We start from the raw sequence: 24253 nt of genomic DNA, 5'->3' as shown, positions 1-24253 counted from the left end.
GCTCTTGGGGGAACTGGTTTCTTGCGAAATTCTTGGGCAATGCCGGGAATCGGCCCGACGCCTGTCCAGGGTAAAACGTGTATCCAGATAAAACTTGAGGCTGGGAGCCTGCCGGACGCCGGCGGAAACCCGCTGACGTCTGACAGACAACCAACCTCATAGCGCAATCGCTGATTAGCGACGCAGACCCAGGCGAGCGATCAGAGCGCTGTAACGGCTCACGTCCTTGCCTTTCAGGTAGTCCAGCAGCTTGCGACGCTGGTTAACCATGCGGATCAGACCACGACGGGAGTGGTGGTCTTTACCGTTGGCCTTGAAGTGACCTTGCAGTTTGTTGATGTTGGCGGTCAGCAGTGCAACTTGCACTTCTGGCGAACCAGTGTCACCAACAGCTTGCTGGTAGTCGGCAACGATTTGAGCTTTTTCTTGAACGTCGAGAGCCATGAGGCAATCCTTTTATCAGGAAACCGTTTCAAAAACAGTTTCAACAGGCCAGGGACAAATCCCTGTATCTATAAATGAGTAGTGACCGTGCCTGTTGACAGCCACACTCGCCGGCCTGCTGTTACACAGACCGGTTTCCGGTCATTCTGACCGAATCAGTCGACGCGGCGCGATGCGCCCGTCTTCGCTCACTTCACCGATACCGATGAAGCGACCATTGTGATCCTGTACCCGCACCATGCCGAACTTCGGAGCATCCGGAGCACGTACCGGCTGGCCGTTGAGCCAGTAGAACGCGCTCGCTTCCGAGAACTGCAGCAACGGCCAATCCTGCAGGCCGCTGTCCGATGGCATCAGGAAGCGGTCGACCGCTTCGTTGCCGCCTTCGGCATGTACCGCTTCCAGCTCTTCAAGGGTCACGGTCTGCGCCAGGGTGAAAGGCCCGGCCTGGGTACGACGCAGCTCAGCGACGTACGCACCACAACCGAGTTGCTCACCGATATCCTCCACCAGGGTGCGAATATAGGTGCCCTTGCTGCAATCCACCGCAAGGCGCGCAGTATCGCCTTCGAAGGCCAGCAATTCCAAGCGCGCAATAGTAACAGAACGCGGTTCGCGCTCCACTACTTCGCCTGCACGGGCCAACTTGTACAGCGGCTGGCCATCACGCTTGAGAGCCGAGTACATCGGCGGTATCTGACTGATTTGCCCACGAAATTTCGGCAGAACCGCTTCAATGTCGGCCTGACCAACGGTCACCGGACGCTCCTGCAAAACCTCGCCTTCGGCGTCCGCCGTTGTGGTGGTCTTGCCCAGTTGCGCCAGGGTTTCGTAACCCTTGTCGGAATCGAGCAGGTATTGCGAGAACTTGGTCGCTTCGCCAAAGCACAGCGGCAGTACGCCGGTGGCCAGGGGATCGAGACTGCCGGTGTGACCGGCCTTCTCGGCATTGAGCAGCCAGCGAACCTTCTGCAACGCGGCGTTGGAGGTGAACCCCAGCGGCTTGTCGAGCAGGATGATGCCGCTGACGTTACGACGGATACGTTTGACCTGAGCCACCGAGTTACTCCTTGGTGTCTTCGGGTGCTGCCGCAGCCACGTGCTGATTGTCTTCAGCCACGGCGCGCTCGATCAGGGCCGACAGGTGCGCGCCCCGCACGACGCTTTCGTCGTAGTGGAAGTGCAATTGCGGCACGCTGCGCAGCTTCATTTCGCGAGCCAGCTGCATGCGCAGGAAACCGGCGGCTGCATTGAGCACCTTGATGCTTTGTGCGATGTCTTCGGCGTTGTCCTGCCCCATCACGGTGATGAAGATCTTCGCGTGACCGACGTCACGGCTGACTTCCACAGCAGTAATGGTGACCAGGCCGACGCGCGGATCTTTGACTTCACGACGGATCAGTTGGGCCAGCTCACGCTGCATCTGATCGCCGATACGTTGGGTACGGCTGTATTCTTTTGCCATGATTTGTTACCTGTTACCGCCCTGCGGTGAAACCCGCAAGGTCTGAAAGCGGCAAACGCCCGGCCTGACAAAAGCCAGACCGGGCGTTGCGTTTAGAGTCCTGACGCCGTGCCGCGCACTTGCATGCGGCGGCCCGACGTGGCCCTTGAAGTGCGCGAGTCAGAGGCTGCGAGCAACCTGAACCTTCTCGAAGACTTCGATCTTGTCGCCGACTTTGACGTCGTTGTAGCTCTTCACGCCGATACCGCATTCCATGCCGGCACGTACTTCGGAAGCGTCATCCTTGAAGCGGCGCAGGGATTCCAGCTCGCCTTCGAAGATCACGATGTCTTCACGCAGTACACGGATCGGACGGTTACGGTGCACAACACCTTCGATCACCATGCAACCAGCGATCGCGCCGAACTTAGGCGAACGGAATACGTCACGGACTTCGGCCACACCGAGGATGTTCTCGCGAACGTCGCTGCCAAGCATACCGGTCAGGGCTTTCTTGACGTCTTCGATGATGTCGTAGATCACGTTGTAGTAACGCATGTCCAGACCTTCCTGCTCGACGATCTTCCGTGCGCCAGCATCGGCACGCACGTTGAAGCCGAACAGTACAGCGTTGGAAGCCAGTGCCAGGTTGGCATCGGACTCGGTGATACCACCGACGCCGCCACCGACCACGCGCACTTGCACTTCGTCGTTGCCCAGGCCGTTCAGAGCGCCCTGCAAGGCTTCCAGCGAACCACGGACGTCGGATTTGAGGACGATGTTGAGCGTCTTCTTCTCTTCCTGGCCCATGCTTTCGAAGATGTTTTCCAGCTTGCCGGCGTGAGCGCGAGCCAGTTTGACTTCGCGGAACTTGCCTTGACGGAACAGAGCCACTTCACGGGCTTTCTTCTCGTCGGCAACCACGCTCATCTCGTCGCCAGCGTCGGGCGTACCGTCCAGACCGAGGATCTCGACCGGAATGGCCGGGCCCGCTTCCTTGATCGGCTTGCCGTTCTCGTCGAGCATGGCGCGCACGCGGCCATAGTTCGAGCCGACCAGCACCATGTCGCCTTGACGCAGCGTACCGTCCTGAACCAGAACGGTCGCCACCGGGCCACGGCCCTTGTCGAGACGCGATTCAACCACAACACCACGACCAGGAGCCGAAGGAGTGGCGGTCAGTTCGAGAACTTCAGCCTGCAGCAATACGGCTTCAAGCAGTTCGTCGACACCGGTACCCATCTTCGCCGAAACCGGAACGAATGGAGTGTCGCCACCCCAGTCTTCAGAAGTCACGCCGTGGGCCGACAATTCGCTGCGGATGCGATCGAGATCTGCACCCGGCTTGTCGATCTTGTTCACCGCAACCACCAGCGGAACGCCGGCAGCCTGAGCGTGCTGAACCGCTTCGATGGTTTGTGGCATCACGCCGTCGTCCGCTGCAACCACCAGGATCACGATGTCGGTCGCCTTGGCACCACGGGCACGCATGGCGGTAAACGCAGCGTGACCCGGGGTGTCGAGGAAGGTGACCATGCCGCGTTCGGTTTCAACGTGGTATGCACCGATGTGCTGGGTAATACCGCCGGCTTCGCCAGCAGCCACCTTGGCACGACGGATGTAGTCGAGCAGCGAGGTCTTACCGTGGTCAACGTGACCCATTACGGTAACAACCGGCGCACGAGGAACCGCTTCACCTTCAAACTTCAGGGATTCGGCCAGGGAATCTTCCAGGGCGGTGTCGCTGACCAGGGTCACTTTGTGGCCCAGTTCTTCGGCTACCAGTTGAGCAGTTTCCTGATCAAGCACTTGGTTGATGGTCGCTGGTGTACCCAGTTTGAACATGAACTTGATGATTTCGGCAGCCTTGACCGACATCTGCTGGGCGAGATCGCCAACAGTGATGGTTTCGCCGATCTTCACTTCACGCACGACAGGGCCGGTCGGGCTCTGGAAACCGTGGGCGTTGCGTTTCTTCAGCTTGGCCTTGCCGCGACCGCCGCGACGGAAACCATCGCTTTCTTCGTCGGTCGTGCGTGGCGCCACACGTGGAGCCGGAGCCTTTTCCTTGACCGATGCGCGATGCGGAGCGTTTTTGCGCTCGCCATCACCACCGCCACGACGGTTGTTGTCGTCAGCACGTGGTTTGTCCGGACGGCGCTGTTCGTCACGCTTACGAGTGTCAGCAGCTGGCGCAGCAGCCACAACCGGCGCGGCTTCGCGCACTGGTTCGGCCACTGGCGCAGGAGCCGCGACAGCTTCGGCAGGAGCGGACGCCGCAGCAGGCTGGCGACGCGCTTCTTCTTCGGCGCGAACGCGGGCTTCTTCTTCAGCCTTCTGACGGGCAGCATTTTCTACTGCGCGACGTTCATCCAGTTCACGCTTGCGCTCGGCTTCGATTTCTTCCGGGCTGCGCTGTACGAAAACTTTCTTCTTGCGGACTTCAACGCTGATGCTTTTGCTGCCAGCCACACGCAGGGTGCTGGTGGTTTTACGCTGCAGCGTGATCTTGCGTGGTTCTTCCACTTTCGCCTTGTGGCTGCTTTTCAAGTGGGTCAGCAGGGATTGCTTCTCACTGTCAGTCACATTTTCTTCGGCGGCGGTGTGCGGCAGACCTGCCTCACGCATCTGCTGCAACAGGCGCTCTACCGGTGTTTTGACCTCATCGGCCAGTTGTTTCACCGTGACTTGCGTCATGCACTTCTCTCCTCAGGCCGCGCCTAATTACTCGAACCAGTGGGCTCGGGCGGCCATGATCAACTTGCCGGCACGATCATCGTCAATGCCGTCGATGTCGAGCAGATCGTCAATAGACTGCTCGGCCAGGTCTTCGCGGGTAATTACGCCGCGCACCGCCAGTTCCATCGCCAAATCCTTGTCCATACCCTCAAGCGAGAGCAGGTCTTCGGCCGGATGGGCGTCTGCCAGCTTTTCCTCAGTAGCGATGGCTTTGGTCAACAAGCGATCCTTGGCACGAGCACGAAGCTCGTTGACGATGTCTTCGTCAAAGCCGTCGATGTTGAGCATTTCTTCCAACGGTACGTAGGCAATCTCTTCCAGGCTGGTGAAGCCTTCGTCTACCAGCACCTGAGCCAGTTCTTCGTCGACTTCCAGCTCGTCGATGAAGTTGCGCAGGATGTCGCCGGTTTCCGCTTGTTGCTTAGCCTGGATGTCCGATTCGGTCATCACGTTCAGGGTCCAGCCAGTCAGCTGGCTCGCCAGACGCACGTTCTGACCACCGCGACCGATGGCCTGAGCCAGATTGTCCGCGCCAACGGCGATGTCCATGGCATGGGCATCTTCGTCAACGATGATGGCCGCCACTTCTGCCGGCGACATGGCATTGATCACGAACTGTGCCGGGTTGTCATCCCACAGGACGATGTCGACACGTTCGCCACCCAACTCACCCGACACGGCCTGGACGCGCGAACCGCGCATACCGATGCACGCGCCCTGCGGGTCGATGCGTTTGTCCTTGGAGCGGACAGCGATCTTGGCACGCGAACCCGGATCACGGGATGCGGCCATGACTTCGATCAGGCCTTCAGCAATTTCCGGCACCTCGATACGGAACAGCTCGATCAGCATTTCCGGCGCGGTACGCGACAGGATCAACTGAGGGCCGCGGTTCTCGGTGCGGATTTCCTTGAGCAGCGCACGCAGGCGCACGCCAACACGGAAGGTTTCGCGAGAAATGATGTCTTCACGGGCGAGCAACGCTTCAGCGTTATTACCCAGGTCGACGATCACGTTGTCGCGGGTCACTTTTTTCACGGTGCCGGAGATGATTTCTCCCAGGCGCTCGCGATAGGCGTCAACCACTTGTGCACGCTCGGCTTCGCGCACTTTCTGCACGATGACCTGCTTGGCGGTCTGTGCAGCGATGCGGCCGAACTCGATGGACTCGATCTTTTCTTCAACGACGTCGCCAACCTTGGCGCCGGGGTGCGTTTCAGCAACCTTGCTCGGCCAGGTTTCGATGGCCGGATCATCGAGATCATTCTCTTCGACGACCGTCCAGCGACGGAAAGTTTCGTAAGAACCGGTGTGGCGGTTGATTTCCACACGCAGATCAACTTCGTCTTCAAAACGCTTTTTGGTAGCAGTGGCCAGAGCCAGCTCCAGCGCTTCAAAAATTACGCTTGCCGGTACACCCTTTTCATTGGATACCGACTCAACAACCAGCAGTACTTCTTTGCTCATCGTACGCCTCGCCTTTCGCAAGCCATTGGATCCGCGGGATCCGCGTCTCAGTCAAAACTGGGAATAATGTTGGCCTTGTCGATCATATCGATCGGCAACAGGAATTCATGGTCATCTACCTGCACCACGACGTCCTGCTCTTCTACACCGCGCAGAAGGCCCTGAAAGTTGCGTCGACCTTCAAAAGGCGAGCGCAGCTTGATCTTCACTTGTTCACCGACATATTTGGCAAACTGCTCAAGAGTGAACAGTGGGCGTTCCATGCCTGGCGAGGAAACTTCAAGGGTGTATTCAACGGAGATCGGATCTTCAACATCCAGCACACCGCTGATCTGACGGCTGACGATGGCACAATCGTCCACCAGTACGCCGCCTTCCTTATCGATATAAACGCGCAACATTGAGTGACGACCTTGAGCCGAAAACTCAATACCCCAGCATTCATAGCCCAGGGCCACGACCACCGGGGCCAGCAAGGCCTGCAACTCTTCTAGCTTGCTCGACACCTGAACCCCCTCGTGCATGTATGTGCATGCTATGCAAAATAAAAAAATGGGCGAAACGCCCATCCTTGAAACGCCGTCGAACAGCGGCGTTGAAAGTGTCCAGCTAACAAAAAGCCCCTTAAAAGGGGCTCCTTAAACTGGTTGCGGGGGCCGGATTTGAACCGACGACCTTCGGGTTATGAGCCCGACGAGCTACCAGACTGCTCCACCCCGCGACAAAGCTGGGGCGGAAGTATACGACCGATCCCTTATAGGGTCAATGCAACCTTCCACCTGCAAGAAAGCCCGCAACAGCGGGCTCTCCTGACTAATTGGTACCGAGAAGGGGACTCGAACCCCTACACCCTATGGGCACAACCACCTCAAGGTTGCGTGTCTACCAATTCCACCACCTCGGCAATACTACGTTTGAAACCCTTCTTACTTCTGCTCTTGAGCTGGAGGCACGTCAGTCGCTGGAGTAGCCGACTTTTGCTCTTGAAGCACCGGGACATCATCAGAAGCCGGTTGTTGCTTTGGAACTTCCAACACTGCCGGATCTGGAAGACCTGCCTGAGTCAGCTGATGAGCTTTCTCTTTAGCAAAGTATCCTAACCCCAAGCTGGTTATGAAGAAACCGGCGGCAAGTATAGCAGTAAACTTACTAAGAAAGGTAGAGGAACCTTGGCTTCCGAACACAGTATTTGAAGCACCTGCACCGAAAGACGCGCCAGCGTCCGCACCTTTACCCTGCTGCAGCAAAACCAGAGCAACTACGCCCAATGCACCCAGCAGATGAAAAACGACTACGACTGTTTCCAGCATTTTTTCAGTTTCCCGCGGCGCGACAAATCGCACCGAACTCATCTGCATTCAGGGAAGCTCCACCAATGAGCCCCCCATCGATATCCGGCATGCCGAACAGTTCGACCGCATTGGCCGCCTTCACGCTGCCGCCGTATAGAAGCCGCACACCTCGTGCCACTTCAGAATTCTCTGCCGCCACCTGCTCGCGAATGGCCTTATGCACATCCTGAGCCTGTTGCGGCGTTGCAGTCAGTCCAGTACCAATCGCCCAGACCGGCTCGTAAGCGATCACTGCATTGGCAAAAGCACCGACACCCAGCTCTTCTATGATGCTGCCCAGCTGACGCCCGACAACTTCAAGAGTTTTTCCAGCTTCACGTTGCTCCAGGGTTTCCCCTACACACAACACCGGAATCAAGCCACATGCCTGCGCCGCTGCGAACTTGCGGTTCAGCATTCCGTCCCGCTCACCCATGATCTGGCGACGCTCGGAGTGCCCGACAAGCACCAGGGAACAACCTGCATCCACCAACTGACTCGGCGCAATCTCGCCCGTCAACGCACCCTGCATGGATTCCACCGCAGAGTTCTGCGCACCGACCGAAATCGATTTGCCTTTCAAGCCATCAATCACTTGATTGATATACAAGCAAGGCGGGAACACCGCGACATCAACACCACTTGGCAAGGCCAGATGACGAAGGCCGTTGATCAGCTCAGCGACGCTGGCGCGGGTACCGTGCATCTTCCAGTTACCAGCTACCATAGGGCGACGCATGCTGTACCTCGTCGGTCAAAGTGGGCGCAGATGTTACCCAACACAATCATGGCTGGCAAGCCGAATCAGGCAGAAACTTCAGTTACCAGTTTTGCCAGTTCTTCGGCATAGCCACGAACCTGGATTTCGTCCTCGCCTTCGACCATCACACGCACCAGAGGCTCTGTCCCGGACTTGCGCAAAAGCACACGCCCGCGCCCCGCCATCGCCTGGGTTACGCGCGCGCTCGCCTCCTTGACAGCCGGGTGCTCCAGCGGACTGTCGCCACCGCCGAAGCGCACGTTGATCAGTACTTGAGGACACTTACGCAGGGCCTGACGAGTTTGCGCCAGACCTTCGTTGCGTGTTTTCAGTGCCATCAGCACCTGCAACGCCGCAATGATCGCATCGCCAGTCGTCGTGTGGTTGAAGCAAACGACATGTCCGGAGTTCTCGCCCCCGACCAGCCAATCGCGCTCCAGCAACTCGGCAATCACATAGCGATCGCCGACATTTGCACGCACAAAAGGAATACCCAGATCCGCCAGAGCCAACTCCAGACCCAAATTGCTCATCAGCGTACCGACAACACCGCCCTGCAATTTGCCTCGCTCATGCAGATCGCGCGCAATGATGAAAATCAGCTCGTCACCATCGACTATCGCACCGGTGTGATCGACCATCAGCACTCGGTCGCCATCGCCATCGAAGGCGATACCCAGATCGGCATGCTCGGACAACACCGCCGCCTGCAATTGCCCCATATGCGTGGAGCCACAGTTGTCATTGATGTTCAGCCCGTTAGGCTGAGCCGACAGAACGACGACCTCGGCACCCAGCTCACGGAAAACACTCGGGGCGACCTTGTAAGTGGCACCGTGCGCACAGTCGATGACAATCTTCAGGCCGGAGAAATTGGTACCGGTCGGCACGGAGCTCTTGCAGAACTCGATATAGCGACCGGAAGCATCATTGATTCGCGACACTTTGCCAATCTTGCTCGACTCGACGACAGTCATTGGCGTATCGAGCAATTCTTCAATCATCAGCTCCAGCTCATCGGGAAGCTTGGTGCCCTTGCCGGAGAAAAACTTGATGCCGTTATCGTCATGCGGATTGTGCGACGCGCTGATCACGATCCCGGCCTCAGCCTGGAAGGTACGCGACAGGTAGGCGATAGCTGGAGTCGGCATCGGGCCGAGCAGCATTACATCGGCGCCAGCAGATGTCAGGCCGGCCTCAAGTGCCGATTCGAACATGTAGCCGGAAATCCGTGTGTCTTTACCGACCAGCACCTTGCAGGCACCCATTTTGCGGAAGGCCATACCGGCAGCCCAGCCGAGCTTGAGCATGAAGTCTGGAGTGATCGGATATTCCCCGACGCGCCCACGAATGCCGTCGGTACCAAAATATTTCTTGCTCATAAGTGCTCCATCATTCTTATTCGGCTGATTCCACGGCTGCGAGCATGCGCACCACGTCCACCGTTTCTGCCACATCATGGACCCGCAATATACGCGCGCCTTTCACCGATGCCAGTGCAGCCAGTGCCAAACCGCCATACAGACGCTCACCCACCGGGCGATTCAATGCATAGCCGATCATGCTTTTGCGCGAAACGCCCACCAACAGTGGTCGCCCCAACGCATGCAGGGCCTCCATATGCTTGAACAAGCTTAGATTGTGCTGCGGGGTTTTGGCGAAGCCGAAGCCCGGATCAAGAATGATTCGCTCGGCCGGAATGCCTGCCACTTCGCATTGAGCCATGCGTTCGGCAAGAAACTCACCCACTTCCCGGGTAACATCCTGATAACGCGGATCATCCTGCATATAGCCAGGTTCGCCGAGCATATGCATCAGACACACCGGCAGCCCCGTGGCTGCGGCCGCATCAAGCGCACCGTCCCGCCGTAGCGAGCGAACGTCGTTGATCAAGCCGGCACCCAACCGTGCCGTTTCGCGCATGACCGCCGGAGTGGACGTATCGACCGATATGACCACATCGAGTTCGCGGTTGATCAGCTCGACGACGGGCGCGACACGCTCCAACTCCTCCAATGGAGAAACCGCCCGCGCACCTGGCCGGGTCGATTCGCCACCCACATCAATCAGCGTCGCGCCTGCGGCGACCATGGCTTCGGCATGACGCAAGGCCGCGTCGAGCTGGTTGTATCGGCCACCGTCGGAAAAAGAATCAGGAGTGACATTGAGAATACCCATGACATGCGTCCGGGCCAAATCAAGAACCCGGTTGCCGCAAGGCAACCGGGTCAGGGACTGTACAGAAGTCATTTCAAACCTTAAACGTCGGCAGCCGGACCGCCAATCGGTGTTTCCGGACGCTCGCCCTGAATGACAGGTGGCGTGCCAGTACCGGTACCGCCCGACCAGTCGCGAGGCTCGCGAGGTGTGCGACCGGCCATGATGTCGTCGATCTGCTCGGCATCGATCGTCTCGTACTTCATCAGGGCATCCGCCATGGCATCGAGCTTGTCGCGGTTATCCATGAGGATCTGCTTGGCGGTGCCGTAGCACTGATCGATGATGCTGCGCACTTCGGAGTCGATCAGCTTGGCTGTCTCGCCAGAGAAGCTGGCATTCTGACCGCCACCGCCGCGACCGAGGAATACTTCACCCTCTTCTTCGGCATACATCAACGGACCGAGTTTTTCCGACAGCCCCCACTTGGTCACCATATTCCGCGCAATCTGACTCGCACGCATGATGTCGTTGGAAGCCCCGGTGGTCACGCCGTCAAAGCCCAATGTCATCTCTTCAGCAATACGGCCGCCGTACAGCGAGCAGATCTGGCTGATCAGCGCACGCTTGGACAGGCTGTAGCGATCTTCTTCCGGCAGGAACATGGTCACGCCCAGCGCACGCCCGCGCGGGATGATCGAGACCTTGTAGACCGGATCGTGCTCGGGTACGACGCGCCCCACAATGGCGTGGCCTGCTTCGTGATAAGCGGTGTTCTGCTTTTCCTTCTCGGACATGACCATGGATTTGCGCTCGGCGCCCATCATGATCTTGTCTTTGGCCAGTTCGAATTCTTTCATTTCGACGATGCGCTTGCCGGCACGGGCAGCGAACAGCGACGCCTCGTTCACCAGGTTCGCCAGATCGGCACCGGAGAAACCCGGGGTACCACGCGCGATAACGGCCGGAGCAACGTCGTCACCCATTGGCACTTTACGCATGTGAACCTTGAGGATCTGCTCGCGACCACGGATGTCCGGCAGGCCAACCACCACCTGACGGTCGAAACGACCAGGACGCAGCAACGCCGGGTCCAGCACATCAGGACGGTTGGTCGCGGCGATGACGATGATGCCGTCATTCATTTCGAAACCGTCCATCTCGACCAGCAACTGGTTGAGAGTCTGTTCACGCTCATCGTGACCGCCGCCCATGCCGGCGCCACGATGGCGACCAACGGCGTCGATCTCGTCGATGAAGATAATGCACGGAGCGTGTTTCTTGGCCTGTTCGAACATGTCACGAACGCGGCTGGCACCGACACCGACGAACATTTCGACGAAGTCCGAACCGGAAATGGTGAAGAACGGCACTTTGGCTTCGCCGGCAATCGCCTTGGCCAGCAAGGTTTTACCGGTACCCGGAGGACCGACCATCAGCACGCCGCGAGGAATACGGCCGCCCAGGCGCTGGAACTTGCCCGGGTCACGGAGGAACTCGACCAGTTCACCCACTTCTTCCTTGGCTTCGTCGCAACCGGCAACGTCAGCCAGGGTGGTTTTCACCTGATCTTCGGACAGCAGACGCGCCTTGCTCTTGCCAAAGCTCATCGGCCCGCCCTTGCCGCCCGCGCCGCCCTGCATCTGGCGCATGAAGAACATGAACACCGCGATGATCACAAGGATCGGAAAGCTGGCTACCAGAAGCTGGGTCCAGATACTTTGCTGCTCAGGCTGCTTGCCTTCGACCACAACGTGGTTGTCGACCAGGTCACCGATCAGACCATTGTCCTGGATTGCCGGACGAATGGTCTTGAAGGTGTCGCCATCGTTGCGTTTGCCGGTAATCACGTAACCGTCGACGGCCACGCGCTCGACCTTGCCATCCTTGACCTGCTGGATGAAGTCGGAATAGTTGAGGGTCTGCGGCTCGTTAGGGCTGGAGAAGTTGTTCATCACCGTCACCAGGACTGCCGCGATGATCAACCACAGGATCAGATTCTTTGCCATATCGTTCAATTAACTACCCTCTGAAGCAAGCTCCGCTACTGGCGCGCGCTTCGCATGATATTCACCGGCCTAACTTACTACATTACCTACAGCTCTGGCAGGCGCCGTCTGTAACCCTTTGTGAAACACTTTCTACACAATATTCGCTTATGCGCGCGGGGCGAAATACGAAAAACCTATCACCCCGCCAAAAAACCTCGCTTTACTCGCTACGACCGCGATAGCCCCAAGCCAGCATATATTGCTCGCGAGAGCTGCCACGAGAGGAATCCGGCTTGATCATCTGGATCTTGTCGAACTTCTTGCGAGCGTCCTTCAGGTAGGTATCGAACCCCTCGCCCTGAAAAATCTTGATCAGGAAATTACCGCCCGGCTTGAGTATCCGCTCCGCCAGATCAAGCGCCAGCTCGCAAAGAAACATGGCTTTTGGCATATCCACTTCAGGCGTACCACTCATATTGGGGGCCATATCGGAAATCACAAGGTCCACCTGCGAATTACCTACGGCCTCAAGGATCCGGGCGAGCACTTCGTCCTGAGTGAAGTCGCCCTGGATGAAAGTCACGTCCGGAATACTGTCCATTTCCAGGATGTCCGAAGCGATCAGACGCCCCTGGCCACCGATCAGCCGACTGGTGACCTGAGACCAGCCGCCAGGCGCCGCGCCCAGATCGACGACGCTCATGCCCGGACGGATCAGTTTGTATTTTTCCTGGACCTCCAGAAGCTTGTAACTCGCACGCGAACGGTAACCGTCCTTCTGCGCCTGCTTCACATAGGGATCATTGACATGTCTTTTCAGCCAACCAAGGCTTGTCTTGGAACGCGCCATTGGGCACCTCGTTGATTAGGGTCGTGATTAATTGGGCGGATCCACGAGCCCTCGGGTAAAATGGCCGCCATTTTACAGAATCCAGACGAAAGGGTCAGATTATGCCGCTCACTCCAGAGCAGAAGAAACAGTACAAATCCATTGGCCACCACCTGAAGCCAGTTTTGACGGTGGCTGACAACGGTTTGACTGAAGGTGTTTTAGCCGAACTCGAACGCGCATTGGCAGATCACGAACTGATCAAGATCAAGCTCAACATCCTCGATCGCGAGGCGCGTCTGGCGTCCGTTGCAGAGCTGTGCAAGGTCGGCAAGGCCGATCTGGTTCAAGTCATCGGCAAGATGGCACTGATTTACCGCAAGAACTTCAGCGTCAACAAGCAGCTGTCGAACGTCCATCGCTTCAAGTGATGGCAAGGGTCAAGGGTGTGCTTCGCGCACCCTGCCACGCCATCCAGGCACCGGCTGCAATACCAGCACCAGCCCGGAAAAACCCAACACAAGAAAGCTGAACACCTGCCAGCGCTGCGCATCTGGCCAGCCGACACGTACTGCGACAAACATCGCACACGCATACAACGCCATCAGCAACACCTGCCCGCGGAAATCCCGCCATAGACTGACAAGGCCCTCGGCCTGTACCAGCACCAAAGCCTGAAATATCACGCACGCGACGGCAAAACCCACTACCGCCACTTCAAACGTACTTGCAACTTCATCGATCAGCAGCGGTGCCAGGCCGGTTTGACCCAGCACCGGCCGCAGACCGAGATGTACCAGCCACAGGCCACCGACCCACAACATCTGGACCAGCTGCCAGAGCATCGCGCCCGCATGCAGCGGGCGCCCGCCCTCAGATGTGACGGACTTCGACAATCTCGTACTCGATATCGCCACCTGGCGTTTTCACAACGACCGTATCGCCCTCTTCCTTGGCAATCAAGGCGCGAGCGATCGGCGAGCCGACCGAAATCTTGCCGAGCTTGATGTCCGCCTCGTCCTCACCCACGATCTGGTAAGTGACGCTTTCATCAGTCTCGACGTTGGCGATTTCGACGGTGGTGCCGAAAATCACCTTGCCGGTGTGCGGAATGGTCGTTACGTCGATGATCACCGCGTTCTGCATGCGACCTTCGATGTCACGGATCCGCGCCTCTACCATGCCCTGCTGTTCGCGGGCGGCATGGTATTCGGCGTTTTCCTTCAAGTCACCCAACTCGCGGGCCGTACCGATGTCCTGGCTAAGCTTCGGACGAACGACCTTGGTCAGGTGAGCGTGCTCTTCTTCCAGGGCGCGAGCGCCCTGAACAGTCATTGGGTACTTGGTTATGCTCATGCCTTCAATCCTGCGTGTAGATCCTGCAAGCGGCGTACGGTCTTCTCGGGACCGAACTTCAGCGCTTCACAGATAGCTTCGCCAGCAGCAATGGTGGTGGTGCAGTAAATCTTGTGCTGCAAGGCGTTACGGCGAATGGAATAGGAATCGGCGATCGACTGGCGACCTTCGGTGGTGTTGATGATCAGGGTGACTTCGTCATTCTTGATCATGTCGACCACGTGCGGACGACCCTCGGTCACCTTGTTCACGCGACGCACTTTCAGACCTGCGGCTTCGATCAGCTTGGCAGTGCCGGCAGTGGCGACGACTTCGAAGCCCAAGTTGATCAGATCACGGGCCACGCCTGCAACCAGAGGCTTGTCATCGTCGCGCACACTGATGAATGCAGTACCGCCGGTCGGCAGCACTTCGCTGGCGCCCATCTGGGCTTTGGCAAAGGCTTCGCCGAAAGTGTCGCCGACGCCCATCACCTCACCGGTGGACTTCATCTCTGGGCCGAGGATCGGGTCAACGCCAGGGAATTTGGCGAACGGGAACACCGCCTCTTTCACACTGTAGAAATTCGGAATGATTTCCTTGGTGAAGCCGATTTCCTTCAAGGTTTTACCGGCCATCACGCGAGCCGCGACCATCGCCAGGGAAATACCGATGCACTTCGACACGAACGGCACGGTACGGGAAGCACGCGGGTTGACTTCGATGACGTAGATGTCTTCGCCCTGCAGCGCCAACTGAACGTTCATCAGGCCGACCACGCCCAGCTCCAGGGCCATTTTCTTGACCTGTTCGCGCATTTCGTCCTGGATGTGCGCCGGCAGCGAGTACGGCGGCAGCGAACACGCAGAGTCACCGGAGTGAACGCCCGCCTGCTCGATGTGCTGCATGATCGCGCCGATCACCACGTCCTTGCCGTCGCAGACCGCATCCACGTCCATCTCGATGGCGCAGTTGAGGAAGTGGTCGAGCAGCACCGGGCTGTCGTTCGACACTTGCACCGCGTCACGCAGGTAACGCTTGAGTTCTTCTTCCTTGTAGACGATTTCCATCGCCCGGCCGCCCAGTACGTAGGACGGACGCACCACCAGCGGGTAACCGATCTTCGCGGCAGCGCGAACGGCTTCGTCTTCGCTGCGCACAGTAGCGTTTGGCGGCTGACGCAGGTTCAGGCGCTCGACCATCTGCTGGAAGCGCTCACGGTCTTCGGCGCGGTCGATGGCGTCAGGGCTGGTGCCGATGATCGGCACGCCGGCCGCTTCCAGGGCGCGCGCCAGTTTCAGCGGCGTCTGGCCGCCGTACTGGACGATCACGCCTTTCGGCTTCTCGACGCGGCAGATTTCCAGCACGTCTTCCAGGGTCACCGGCTCGAAGTACAGACGGTCGGAAGTGTCGTAGTCAGTGGAAACGGTTTCCGGGTTGCAGTTGACCATGATGGTCTCGTACCCGTCATCGCGCAGCGCCAGTGCGGCGTGCACGCAGCAGTAGTCGAACTCGATGCCCTGACCGATACGGTTCGGGCCACCGCCAAGGATGATGATCTTGTCGCGACCGGACGGCGCGGCTTCACACTCTTCCTCGTAGGTCGAATACAGGTAGGCCGTGTCGGTGGCGAACTCGGCCGCGCAGGTGTCGACGCGCTTGTAGACCGGGAACACTTCCAGCTTGTGGCGGTGCGTGCGCAGGTTCTTCTCGGTGACACCCAGCAGCTTGGCCAGACGCTGGTCGGAGAAACCCTTGCGCTTGAGCTTGTACATCAGATCGCGGTCGATAGCGGACAGACCGAGGGTCTTGACCTTCTCTTCGTCCTTGATCAGATCTTCGATCTGCACCAGGAACCATGGATCGATCATGTTCATGCCGAAGATTTCTTCGACGGTCATGCCGGCGCGGAAAGCGTCCGCCACGTACCAGATACGCTCGGCACCCGGTACGGTCAGTTCGCGTTTGAGCACGCTCATGCTTTCCGGATTGCTCAGGTCGACCTTCTCGTCCAGACCGCAAACGCCCACTTCCAGACCGCGCAGGGCTTTCTGCAGGGATTCCTGGAAGGTACGGCCGATGGCCATGACTTCACCGACCGACTTCATCTGAGTGGTCAGGCGCGCGTCAGCGTTGGCGAATTTCTCGAAAGCGAAGCGCGGCAGCTTGGTCACGACGTAGTCGATGGACGGCTCGAAGGACGCCGGCGTACGGCCGCCGGTGATGTCGTTCTGCAGTTCGTCGAGGGTGTAACCGACGGCCAGCTTGGCCGCGATCTTGGCGATCGGGAAACCGGTGGCTTTCGAGGCCAGAGCCGACGAGCGGGATACACGCGGGTTCATCTCGATCACGACCATACGGCCGGTGTCCGGGCAGATACCAAACTGCACGTTGGAACCGCCGGTCTCGACGCCGATCTCGCGCAGTACCGCCAGCGAGGCGTTACGCAGGATCTGGTATTCCTTGTCGGTCAGGGTCTGGGCTGGAGCAACGGTGATCGAATCACCGGTGTGCACGCCCATCGGGTCGAAGTTTTCGATCGAGCAGACGATGATGCAATTGTCCTTTTTGTCGCGGACAACTTCCATTTCATATTCTTTCCAGCCGATCAGCGACTCGTCGATCAGCAGTTCCTTGGTTGGCGACAGGTCCAGACCACGGGCGCAGATTTCTTCGAACTCTTCACGGTTGTAGGCGATACCGCCACCGGTGCCGCCCATGGTGAAGGACGGACGGATGATGCACGGGAAGCCCAGGCGCTCAAGCACCGCGTTGGCTTCTTCCATGCTGTGGGCGATACCGGAACGCGGGCATTCCAGGCCGATGGCTTTCATCGCCTTGTCGAAACGCGAGCGGTCTTCAGCCTTGTCGATGGTGTCGGCGTTGGCACCGATCATCTCAACGCCAAACTTCTCCAGAACGCCTTCGCGCTCCAGGTCCAGGGCGCAGTTCAGCGCAGTCTGGCCGCCCATGGTTGGCAGCACTGCATCCGGACGCTCTTTTTCGATGATCTTGGCAACGGTCTGCCACTTGATCGGCTCGATGTAGGTGGCGTCAGCCATGTCCGGGTCGGTCATGATGGTGGCCGGGTTGGAGTTCACCAGGATGACGCGGTAACCCTCTTCGCGCAGGGCTTTGCAAGCCTGGGCGCCGGAGTAGTCGAATTCGCAGGCCTGGCCGATAACGATCGGGCCAGCGCCGAGAATCAGGATGCTTTTAATGTCTGTACGTTTTGGCATGGGTTTGTCACTCAAATCCGCAGGTCAGTCGGCAAGCCGTCTTGATCGATTTCTGAAGTCCCGAGGGGGCCGCCGGTTCCGGGGCCGCCCTCGAGGGGCTTCTCGCTACAGTCTCAAGGCGAGCGCTTAGCGTCGCTTGGCCATCTCGTTGATGAAGCGGTCAAACAGGGGGGCCACATCGTTCGGGCCCGGGCTCGCTTCAGGGTGACCCTGGAAGCTGAACGCGCTCTTGTCGGTGCGCTCGATACCTTGCAGGGTGCCGTCGAACAGCGATTTGTGAATCGCGCGGACGTTGGCTGGCAGGGTTTCTTCGTCAACCGCGAAACCGTGGTTCTGGCTGGTGATCATCACGACGCCAGTGTCCAGATCCTGAACCGGGTGGTTGGCACCGTGGTGGCCGTGGCCCATTTTCAGGGTCTTGGCGCCGGAGGCCAGAGCCAGCAGCTGGTGACCCAGGCAGATGCCGAAGACCGGAATCTCGGTTTCCAGCACTTCCTTGATCGCCTTGATCGCGTAGTCGCAAGGCTCCGGATCACCAGGGCCGTTGGACAGGAACACGCCGTCCGGCTTCAGGGCCAGTACGTCGGCAGCCGGGGTTTGCGCCGGCACCACGGTCACGCGGCAGCCGCGCTCGACCAGCATGCGCAGGATGTTGACCTTGACGCCGTAGTCGTAGGCAACCACGTGGTATGGCAGCTCGGAGGCTTCGATGGTCGCGTGGCTGTCGGTTTTCAGATCCCAGACAGTGGAGCGCCATTCGTATTGGGTCTTGGTGCTGACGACTTTCGCCAGGTCCATGCCCTTCAGGCCCGGGAAGCCTTGCGCCGCGGCGATGGCCGCTTCTTCGGAGAGGTTGTCGCCGGCCATGATGCAGCCGTTCTGTGCGCCTTTTTCACGCAGGATGCGGGTCAGACGACGAGTGTCGATACCGGCGATCGCCACAACATTGTTGGCTTTCAGGTAATCGGACAGGGACATCGTGTTACGCCAGTTGCTCGCTACCAGCGGCAGGTCACGGATGACCAGGCCAGCTGACCAGACGCGATCGGACTCGGCGTCTTCCGGCGTGGTGCCGGTGTTGCCGATGTGCGGGTAAGTCAGGGTAACGATCTGTTGGGCGTAGGAAGGATCGGTAAGGATTTCCTGATAGCCGGTCATTGCGGTGTTGAACACCACCTCACCAACGGTCTGACCGTCGGCTCCAATGGCTTCGCCGCGAAAAATGCTGCCATCAGCAAGGGCGAGTATGGCTGGCTTAGTCAAGAAGACCTCCCGTAAATAACGCATGAAAGGGCAATCGCAGGTTGTAAAAAAGCGGAGTGACGTATGGACACGTCACCCCGCTTGTTCACTGAATTATTCTGCGCGCTTTTAGTGGACACACTAAAGCTGTAGCTTACAGAAAAAGGGTTTTTTGGTCTACCGCCAATGAGCCCGAAAGGCCGGAGAATGCGACAGGGCGTCGCTCAGCGGATTGAAACCGGCACAAACAGGGCATTTGTGCCGGTTTCAGAACATCTCAATGCAGGTCGAGCACGTCCTGCATGTCATACAAACCAGGCTCACGAGCATCCAGCCACAAGGCTGCACGCACCGCGCCCTTGGCGAACGTCATGCGACTCGAAGCCTTGTGGGTAATCTCCAGGCGCTCGCCCTCGCAGGCAAACAGCACCGTGTGATCACCCACCACATCACCACCGCGAACAGTGGCAAAACCGATGGTTTCACGCTCACGGGCGCCGGTGTGACCTTCACGGCCATAGACCGCGACCTTCTGCAGATCACGATCCAGCGCATGGGCGATCACTTCACCCATGCGCAGGGCCGTACCCGACGGCGCATCGATCTTGTGCCGGTGATGAGCCTCAATGATTTCGATGTCCGCATCATCCGCCAACACCCGAGCAGCCATGTCGAGCAACTTCAGCGACAGGTTGACGCCGACACTGAAGTTGGCGGCGAACACGATTGGAATATCCTTGCCCGCCTCGGCCAGCAACTGCTTCTGCGCAGCATCCAGCCCGGTCGTGCCGATGACCATCGCCTTGCCGGCCTTGCGGCAGAAGGCCAGGTTTTTCAGCATGACTTCCGGCAGAGTGAAGTCGATCAATACATCGAACTCCTCCGCCACCGACTCCAGGTTTCCGGACAGCGGCACGCCGATTCGACCGAGCGAAGCCAGCTCACCGGCATCCACACCGATCAGCGTACTGCCAGGGCGGACAATCGCGGCCGTCAAACCGGTCAGCGGCGCGCGCTGCTGCACCGCCTCGACCAGAATCTTGCCCATGCGCCCGGCAGCGCCCATCACAGCTATACGTCGCATGCCGACTCCTTACAGATCGCCGAAGAAGCGCTTCACACCGTCAAACCAACCGGTGGCTTTCGGGGAGTGACTGTTGTCGTCCGCCAGGGAGCTGCGGAACTCTTCCAGCAGCTCACGCTGACGACGGTTCAGATTGACCGGCGTTTCGACGGTCACACGGCACATCAGGTCGCCCGCACCACCGCCACGCACTGGTGCAACGCCCTTGCCGCGTATGCGGAACTGCTTGCCGGTCTGAGTTCCTTCCGGAATCTTCAGCTTCACGCGACCGTCGAGGGTCGGAACTTCCAGCTCGCCGCCCATGGCTGCGTCGACGAAACTGATCGGCACTTCGCAGAACAGATGCTTGCCGTCACGCTGGAAGATGTCGTGCTCGCGGACGTTGATCACCACGTACAGGTCGCCAGTCGGGCCACCCTGAGTGCCCGCCTCGCCTTCGCCGGATAGACGAATGCGGTCACCGGTGTCGACACCGGCCGGCACTTTGACGGAGAGGGTTTTGTATTCTTCAACGCGACCGTCACCGTGGCAGGAGTCGCACGGATCGGAAATGATCTTGCCCTGGCCATGGCAGCGCGGGCAGGTCTGCTGCACCGAGAAGAAACCTTGCTGCATGCGCACCTGACCGATGCCGCCGCAAGTCGGGCAAGTCGATGGCGACGAGCCTTTCTTGGCACCCGAACCATCGCATGGTTTGCAGTTGACCAGTGTCGGAACGCGGATATTCACGGTGGTACCGCGCACCGCCTCTTCCAGGTTCAGCTCCAGGGTGTAACGCAAATCGCTGCCGCGCTGGGCGCCGCCACGGGAACCGCCGCGACCACCACCGAAGAAGTCACTGAAGACATCACCGAAGATGTCGGAGAAGTTCTGACCGCCGAAGCCTGCACCGCCGCCGCCCATGCTCGGGTCGACGCCGGCATGACCGTACTGATCGTACGCCGCACGCTTGCTGGAGTCGGACAGCACTTCGTAGGCTTCGTTGGCCTCTTTGAACAGATCCTCCGACGCCTTGTCACCGGGATTACGGTCCGGGTGGTGCTTCATCGCCAGACGGCGATAGGCCTTTTTCAGGTCTGCTTCGCTTGAGCCGCGCTCAACACCCAACACTTCGTAATAGTCACGCTTAGCCATAAGTTCTTCATACTCTTGAGGACGTTCGGCAAACCCCTCCTGAGCTTCGCCAAACTCGTTGAGCCCCAATACAGGCCCGGACCCAACTCACGTCAATTCAACGATCCTGGTCTTTGGTTCATGCGGTATTTGCGGCGCGAAAAGCAGGAGCATTTCCGACCATACCGCCAGCATTCGAGCCTTGTCGCATGCTGTAAAAATTCACGTATTCCAGATACGCCAACGCGGGAGCAAGCTCCCGCGCGGCGACATCCTACCAGTCACCGCCGCAAGGCAGTCAACCGGGCGACCAACAACTTACTTGTGGTCTTTGACTTCTTCGAACTCGGCATCGACAACATCGTCAGCCTTTTCAGCCTTCTCGTCGTGCGGTGCCGCGCCTTCAGCAGGCTGAGCCTGTTCGGCGTACATCTTCTGGGCAACCGGCGCAGAGACTTTCGACAGCTCTTCAACCTTGGCATCAATGGCAGCCTTGTCATCGCCTTTGACGGCGGCTTCCAGGGCAACCACAGCCGCTTCGATTGCCGTCTTCTCTTCTGCAGTCACTTTATCGCCAGCGTCAGCGATCATCTTGCGAGTCGAGTGAACCAGTGCATCACCCTGGTTACGGGCAGCGGCCAGCTCTTCGAACTTGCGGTCTTCCTCGGCGTTCAGCTCGGCGTCGCGCACCATCTTCTGGATTTCTTCATCCGACAGACCGGAGTTGGCCTTGATGGTGATCTTCTGCTCTTTGCCAGTCGCCTTGTCCTTCGCGCCTACGTGCAGGATGCCGTTGGCGTCGATGTCGAAGGTCACTTCGATCTGCGGCACGCCACGTGGAGCAGGTGGAATGTCAGCCAGGTCGAACTTGCCCAGGGACTTGTTCTGTGCGGCTTGCTTGCGCTCACCTTGCAGGACGTGAATGGTCACCGCGCCCTGGTTGTCGTCGGCCGTCGAGAACACTTGCGATTTCTTGGTAGGAATCGTGGTGTTTTTCTCGATCAGCGCGGTCATCACGCCACCCATGGTTTCGATACCCAGGGTCAGCGGGCTGACGTCGAGCAGCAGAACGTCTTTCACGTCACCGGCCAGAACGGCACCCTGGATGGCAGCACCCATGGCAACAGCTTCGTCCGGGTTCACGTCTTTACGTGCTTCTTTACCGAAGAAATCGGTAACTGCCTTCTGCACCAGCGGCATACGAGTCTGACCACCAACCAGAATCACGTCATCAATTTTGCTGGCGTCGATACCGGCGTCCTTCAGAGCAATACGGCACGGCTCGATGGTACGGTTCACCAGATCTTCGACCAGCGACTCGAGCTTGGCACGAGAGATCTTCACGTTCAGGTGCTTAGGACCCGTCGCATCTGCTGTGATGTACGGCAGGTTGACGTCGGTCGACTGAGAAGAAGACAGCTCGATCTTGGCTTTCTCAGCGGCTTCTTTCAGACGCTGCAGGGCCAGAGGGTCGTTCTTCAGGTCCATGCCGGACTCTTTCTTGAACTCGTCGACGAGGTAGTCGATCAGGCGCATGTCAAAGTCTTCGCCGCCCAGGAAGGTGTCACCGTTGGTGGCCAGTACTTCGAACTGGTGCTCGCCGTCAACTTCAGCGATTTCGATCACGGAAACGTCGAAGGTACCACCACCCAGGTCGTAAACGATCACGGTGTGATCGCCCTTGGCCTTGTCCATGCCATAAGCCAGAGCGGCTGCGGTTGGTTCGTTGATGATACGTTTTACGTCCAGACCGGCGATGCGGCCAGCATCTTTAGTTGCCTGACGCTGACTGTCGTTGAAGTAGGCCGGAACGGTGATCACCGCTTCGGTCACCGCTTCGCCGAGGTAGTCTTCGGCGGTCTTCTTCATCTTCTTCAGGACTTCGGCGCTGATTTGCGGCGGAGCCATCTGCTTGCCGGAGGCCTCGACCCAAGCGTCACCATTGTTGGCCTTGACGATTTTGTAAGGCACCAGCTTGATGTCTTTCTGTACAACGTCTTCTTCGAAGCGGCGACCAATCAGACGTTTCACTGCGAAAAGGGTGTTGTGCGGATTGGTCACAGCCTGACGCTTGGCGGACTGACCGACCAGGATTTCACCATCATTGGCGTAAGCAATGATCGACGGCGTGGTACGCGCGCCTTCAGCGTTCTCAATAACTTTGGCTACGCCGTTTTCCAGCACGGAGACGCAGGAGTTGGTAGTCCCCAGGTCGATACCGATAATTTTGCCCATGTTCACTCTCCCGAAACTTTGGATTTTTTTGCCGCAGCAGTGGTGGCTAACTGCGGTAATACTTAAACGCTTGACTTCTAAATGGGGGCCTTGCGGCTAATTTCAAGCCTTCTCGTCAATCGAAGGCGAAACTGGCGCCGGCGCCTTGCTGACCACGACCATCGCCGGGCGCAACAGGCGACCGTTGAGCTGATAGCCCTTCTGGAACACCTTCAGAATGCTGTTCGGCTCCAGGTCAGCACTTTCCTGCATGGCCATCGCCTGATGCTCTACGGCGTTGAAAGGTTCACCTTCCTGCGGGCTTACAGCGACAAGCTGATAACGCGCGAGGGTGTCGTGAAACATTTTCAGGGTGAGCTCGATGCCTTCACGCATCGGACGGATGCTCTCGTCATCCGGGCTCGACAGCTCAAGGCCGCGCTCCAGGCTGTCGACGATCGGCAGCAGGTCGCCGGCGAATTTTTCCAGCGCAAACTTGTGCGCCTTTTCGACATCCTGCTCGGCACGGCGGCGGACGTTCTGCAGATCGGCAGCTACGCGCAGCGATTGATCCTGCGCGGCGGCCAATTGCTCTTCGAGCACTTGTACACGGGTCGCCAGGTCATCACCCGAAGCCTCGGGCGCCTGATTGGCTTCTGGATTTTGCGTATCTACTGTCTGTTCGTCAGCCATAGAATTCTCCTTTCAATATCGTCCGCGAGTTCGATTCGCGCTTCTGCCCCGGTATATGGGGCCGCAAAATCAGGCTTCAAGGGCTGACAACGATTAACCCTACAAAAAAGTGCTGCATTGTCATTCCCCGGCGCGACAAGCATTTGATCGGATCATCCTCATCGAACCAGG

The 24253-nt window shown here is 58.5% G+C and carries 21 protein-coding genes and 2 tRNA genes; 1 reads left to right on the top strand and 22 read right to left on the bottom strand.

The window, feature by feature from the left end:
- Positions 1–174: 174 nt before the first annotated feature.
- From rpsO to rlmE, 14 genes are all read right to left on the bottom strand, one after another.
- Positions 175–444: a 30S ribosomal protein S15 gene (rpsO, locus tag L6D81_RS19115; RefSeq protein ID WP_011332409.1), complete on the bottom strand. Its 270-nt coding sequence runs from the start codon at positions 442–444 to the stop codon at positions 175–177.
- A gap of 141 nt (positions 445–585) precedes the next feature.
- Entirely contained in the window at positions 586–1503 is a 918-nt protein-coding gene (truB, locus tag L6D81_RS19110; RefSeq protein ID WP_007953739.1) for a tRNA pseudouridine(55) synthase TruB, read from the bottom strand.
- A 4-nt stretch (positions 1504–1507) separates the two neighbouring features.
- Entirely contained in the window at positions 1508–1909 is a 402-nt protein-coding gene (rbfA, locus tag L6D81_RS19105; protein WP_230735372.1) for a 30S ribosome-binding factor RbfA, read from the bottom strand.
- A gap of 159 nt (positions 1910–2068) precedes the next feature.
- On the bottom strand, positions 2069–4585 hold the full coding sequence (infB, locus tag L6D81_RS19100; protein WP_236181460.1) for a translation initiation factor IF-2: 2517 nt from the start codon (positions 4583–4585) through the stop codon (positions 2069–2071).
- A gap of 27 nt (positions 4586–4612) precedes the next feature.
- Positions 4613–6094 carry a transcription termination factor NusA gene (gene nusA, locus L6D81_RS19095; RefSeq protein ID WP_003221546.1) on the bottom strand — a complete coding sequence of 494 codons (1482 nt, stop codon included), beginning with the start codon at positions 6092–6094 and terminating at the stop codon, positions 4613–4615.
- 47 nt (positions 6095–6141) lie between these two features.
- Complete coding sequence (gene rimP / locus L6D81_RS19090) at positions 6142–6600, bottom strand: ribosome maturation factor RimP (protein WP_039769696.1); 459 nt, start codon at positions 6598–6600, stop codon at positions 6142–6144.
- A gap of 138 nt (positions 6601–6738) precedes the next feature.
- A tRNA-Met gene (locus tag L6D81_RS19085) sits at positions 6739–6815 on the bottom strand.
- Positions 6816–6912: 97 nt separating this feature from the next.
- Positions 6913–6998: transfer RNA gene (locus L6D81_RS19080), tRNA-Leu, on the bottom strand.
- A 22-nt stretch (positions 6999–7020) separates the two neighbouring features.
- The gene (gene secG, locus L6D81_RS19075; protein WP_016771756.1) at positions 7021–7404 is read right to left on the bottom strand and encodes a preprotein translocase subunit SecG; all 384 of its coding nucleotides are present in this window, start codon (positions 7402–7404) and stop codon (positions 7021–7023) included.
- Positions 7405–7408: 4 nt separating this feature from the next.
- Positions 7409–8164 (bottom strand): triose-phosphate isomerase, encoded by a 756-nt coding sequence (tpiA, locus tag L6D81_RS19070; RefSeq protein ID WP_236181459.1) that lies wholly within the window; start codon positions 8162–8164, stop codon positions 7409–7411.
- A 65-nt stretch (positions 8165–8229) separates the two neighbouring features.
- Positions 8230–9567 (bottom strand): phosphoglucosamine mutase, encoded by a 1338-nt coding sequence (glmM, locus tag L6D81_RS19065; protein WP_236181506.1) that lies wholly within the window; start codon positions 9565–9567, stop codon positions 8230–8232.
- 16 nt (positions 9568–9583) lie between these two features.
- Entirely contained in the window at positions 9584–10435 is an 852-nt protein-coding gene (gene folP / locus L6D81_RS19060) for a dihydropteroate synthase (protein ID WP_236181458.1), read from the bottom strand.
- An 8-nt stretch (positions 10436–10443) separates the two neighbouring features.
- Complete coding sequence (gene ftsH, locus L6D81_RS19055; protein ID WP_236181457.1) at positions 10444–12351, bottom strand: ATP-dependent zinc metalloprotease FtsH; 1908 nt, start codon at positions 12349–12351, stop codon at positions 10444–10446.
- Between the two features lie 202 nt (positions 12352–12553).
- Positions 12554–13183 (bottom strand): 23S rRNA (uridine(2552)-2'-O)-methyltransferase RlmE, encoded by a 630-nt coding sequence (rlmE, locus tag L6D81_RS19050; RefSeq protein WP_064382587.1) that lies wholly within the window; start codon positions 13181–13183, stop codon positions 12554–12556.
- 101 nt (positions 13184–13284) lie between these two features.
- On the opposite strand from rlmE, the gene L6D81_RS19045 reads away from it, so the two are divergent.
- On the top strand, positions 13285–13593 hold the full coding sequence (locus tag L6D81_RS19045) for a YhbY family RNA-binding protein (protein ID WP_011332401.1): 309 nt from the start codon (positions 13285–13287) through the stop codon (positions 13591–13593).
- 9 nt (positions 13594–13602) lie between these two features.
- Here the strand turns inward: L6D81_RS19045 and L6D81_RS19040 are convergent, their stop codons facing one another.
- The 8 genes from L6D81_RS19040 to grpE form a co-directional block, all read right to left on the bottom strand.
- The gene (locus L6D81_RS19040; protein WP_236181505.1) at positions 13603–14007 is read right to left on the bottom strand and encodes an MFS transporter; all 405 of its coding nucleotides are present in this window, start codon (positions 14005–14007) and stop codon (positions 13603–13605) included.
- Between the two features lie 28 nt (positions 14008–14035).
- Positions 14036–14512 carry a transcription elongation factor GreA gene (gene greA / locus L6D81_RS19035; protein ID WP_236181504.1) on the bottom strand — a complete coding sequence of 159 codons (477 nt, stop codon included), beginning with the start codon at positions 14510–14512 and terminating at the stop codon, positions 14036–14038.
- Between the two features lie 2 nt (positions 14513–14514).
- Positions 14515–17736 carry a carbamoyl-phosphate synthase large subunit gene (gene carB, locus L6D81_RS19030; protein WP_039769162.1) on the bottom strand — a complete coding sequence of 1074 codons (3222 nt, stop codon included), beginning with the start codon at positions 17734–17736 and terminating at the stop codon, positions 14515–14517.
- A gap of 126 nt (positions 17737–17862) precedes the next feature.
- Positions 17863–18999: a glutamine-hydrolyzing carbamoyl-phosphate synthase small subunit gene (carA, locus tag L6D81_RS19025; protein ID WP_236181456.1), complete on the bottom strand. Its 1137-nt coding sequence runs from the start codon at positions 18997–18999 to the stop codon at positions 17863–17865.
- Positions 19000–19255: 256 nt separating this feature from the next.
- Positions 19256–20062, bottom strand: a complete 807-nt coding sequence (dapB, locus tag L6D81_RS19020; protein WP_236181455.1) for a 4-hydroxy-tetrahydrodipicolinate reductase — start codon at positions 20060–20062, stop codon at positions 19256–19258.
- Positions 20063–20071: 9 nt separating this feature from the next.
- Positions 20072–21196, bottom strand: coding sequence for a molecular chaperone DnaJ (dnaJ, locus tag L6D81_RS19015; RefSeq protein WP_236181454.1), 1125 nt, complete (start codon positions 21194–21196; stop codon positions 20072–20074).
- A gap of 297 nt (positions 21197–21493) precedes the next feature.
- Positions 21494–23410, bottom strand: a complete 1917-nt coding sequence (dnaK, locus tag L6D81_RS19010) for a molecular chaperone DnaK (protein ID WP_236181453.1) — start codon at positions 23408–23410, stop codon at positions 21494–21496.
- Positions 23411–23512: 102 nt separating this feature from the next.
- Entirely contained in the window at positions 23513–24082 is a 570-nt protein-coding gene (gene grpE / locus L6D81_RS19005; RefSeq protein ID WP_192563470.1) for a nucleotide exchange factor GrpE, read from the bottom strand.
- Between the last annotated feature and the right edge of the window lie 171 nt (positions 24083–24253).

This window comes from Pseudomonas sputi (assembly GCF_021603585.1).
GTDB lineage: Bacteria > Pseudomonadota > Gammaproteobacteria > Pseudomonadales > Pseudomonadaceae > Aquipseudomonas > Aquipseudomonas sputi.
The sequence above is the reverse complement of the archived record's forward strand: the minus strand, read 5'-3'. Positions and strand labels throughout refer to the sequence as shown.

Bases quoted from the DNA above. Each gene is read 5' to 3' on its own strand.
- rpsO (WP_011332409.1), bottom strand. From the start codon at position 444: ATGGCTCTCGACGTTCAAGAAAAAGCTCAAATCGTTGCCGACTACCAG.
- rbfA (WP_230735372.1), bottom strand. From the start codon at position 1,909: ATGGCAAAAGAATACAGCCGTACCCAACGTATCGGCGATCAGATGCAG.
- infB (WP_236181460.1), bottom strand. From the start codon at position 4,585: ATGACGCAAGTCACGGTGAAACAACTGGCCGATGAGGTCAAAACACCG.
- nusA (WP_003221546.1), bottom strand. From the start codon at position 6,094: ATGAGCAAAGAAGTACTGCTGGTTGTTGAGTCGGTATCCAATGAAAAG.
- secG (WP_016771756.1), bottom strand. From the start codon at position 7,404: ATGCTGGAAACAGTCGTAGTCGTTTTTCATCTGCTGGGTGCATTGGGC.
- tpiA (WP_236181459.1), bottom strand. From the start codon at position 8,164: ATGCGTCGCCCTATGGTAGCTGGTAACTGGAAGATGCACGGTACCCGC.
- glmM (WP_236181506.1), bottom strand. From the start codon at position 9,567: ATGAGCAAGAAATATTTTGGTACCGACGGCATTCGTGGGCGCGTCGGG.
- folP (WP_236181458.1), bottom strand. From the start codon at position 10,435: ATGACTTCTGTACAGTCCCTGACCCGGTTGCCTTGCGGCAACCGGGTT.
- ftsH (WP_236181457.1), bottom strand. From the start codon at position 12,351: ATGGCAAAGAATCTGATCCTGTGGTTGATCATCGCGGCAGTCCTGGTG.
- rlmE (WP_064382587.1), bottom strand. From the start codon at position 13,183: ATGGCGCGTTCCAAGACAAGCCTTGGTTGGCTGAAAAGACATGTCAAT.
- L6D81_RS19045 (WP_011332401.1), top strand. From the start codon at position 13,285: ATGCCGCTCACTCCAGAGCAGAAGAAACAGTACAAATCCATTGGCCAC.
- L6D81_RS19040 (WP_236181505.1), bottom strand. From the start codon at position 14,007: ATGCTCTGGCAGCTGGTCCAGATGTTGTGGGTCGGTGGCCTGTGGCTG.
- carB (WP_039769162.1), bottom strand. From the start codon at position 17,736: ATGCCAAAACGTACAGACATTAAAAGCATCCTGATTCTCGGCGCTGGC.
- dapB (WP_236181455.1), bottom strand. From the start codon at position 20,062: ATGCGACGTATAGCTGTGATGGGCGCTGCCGGGCGCATGGGCAAGATT.
- dnaJ (WP_236181454.1), bottom strand. From the start codon at position 21,196: ATGGCTAAGCGTGACTATTACGAAGTGTTGGGTGTTGAGCGCGGCTCA.
- dnaK (WP_236181453.1), bottom strand. From the start codon at position 23,410: ATGGGCAAAATTATCGGTATCGACCTGGGGACTACCAACTCCTGCGTC.
- grpE (WP_192563470.1), bottom strand. From the start codon at position 24,082: ATGGCTGACGAACAGACAGTAGATACGCAAAATCCAGAAGCCAATCAG.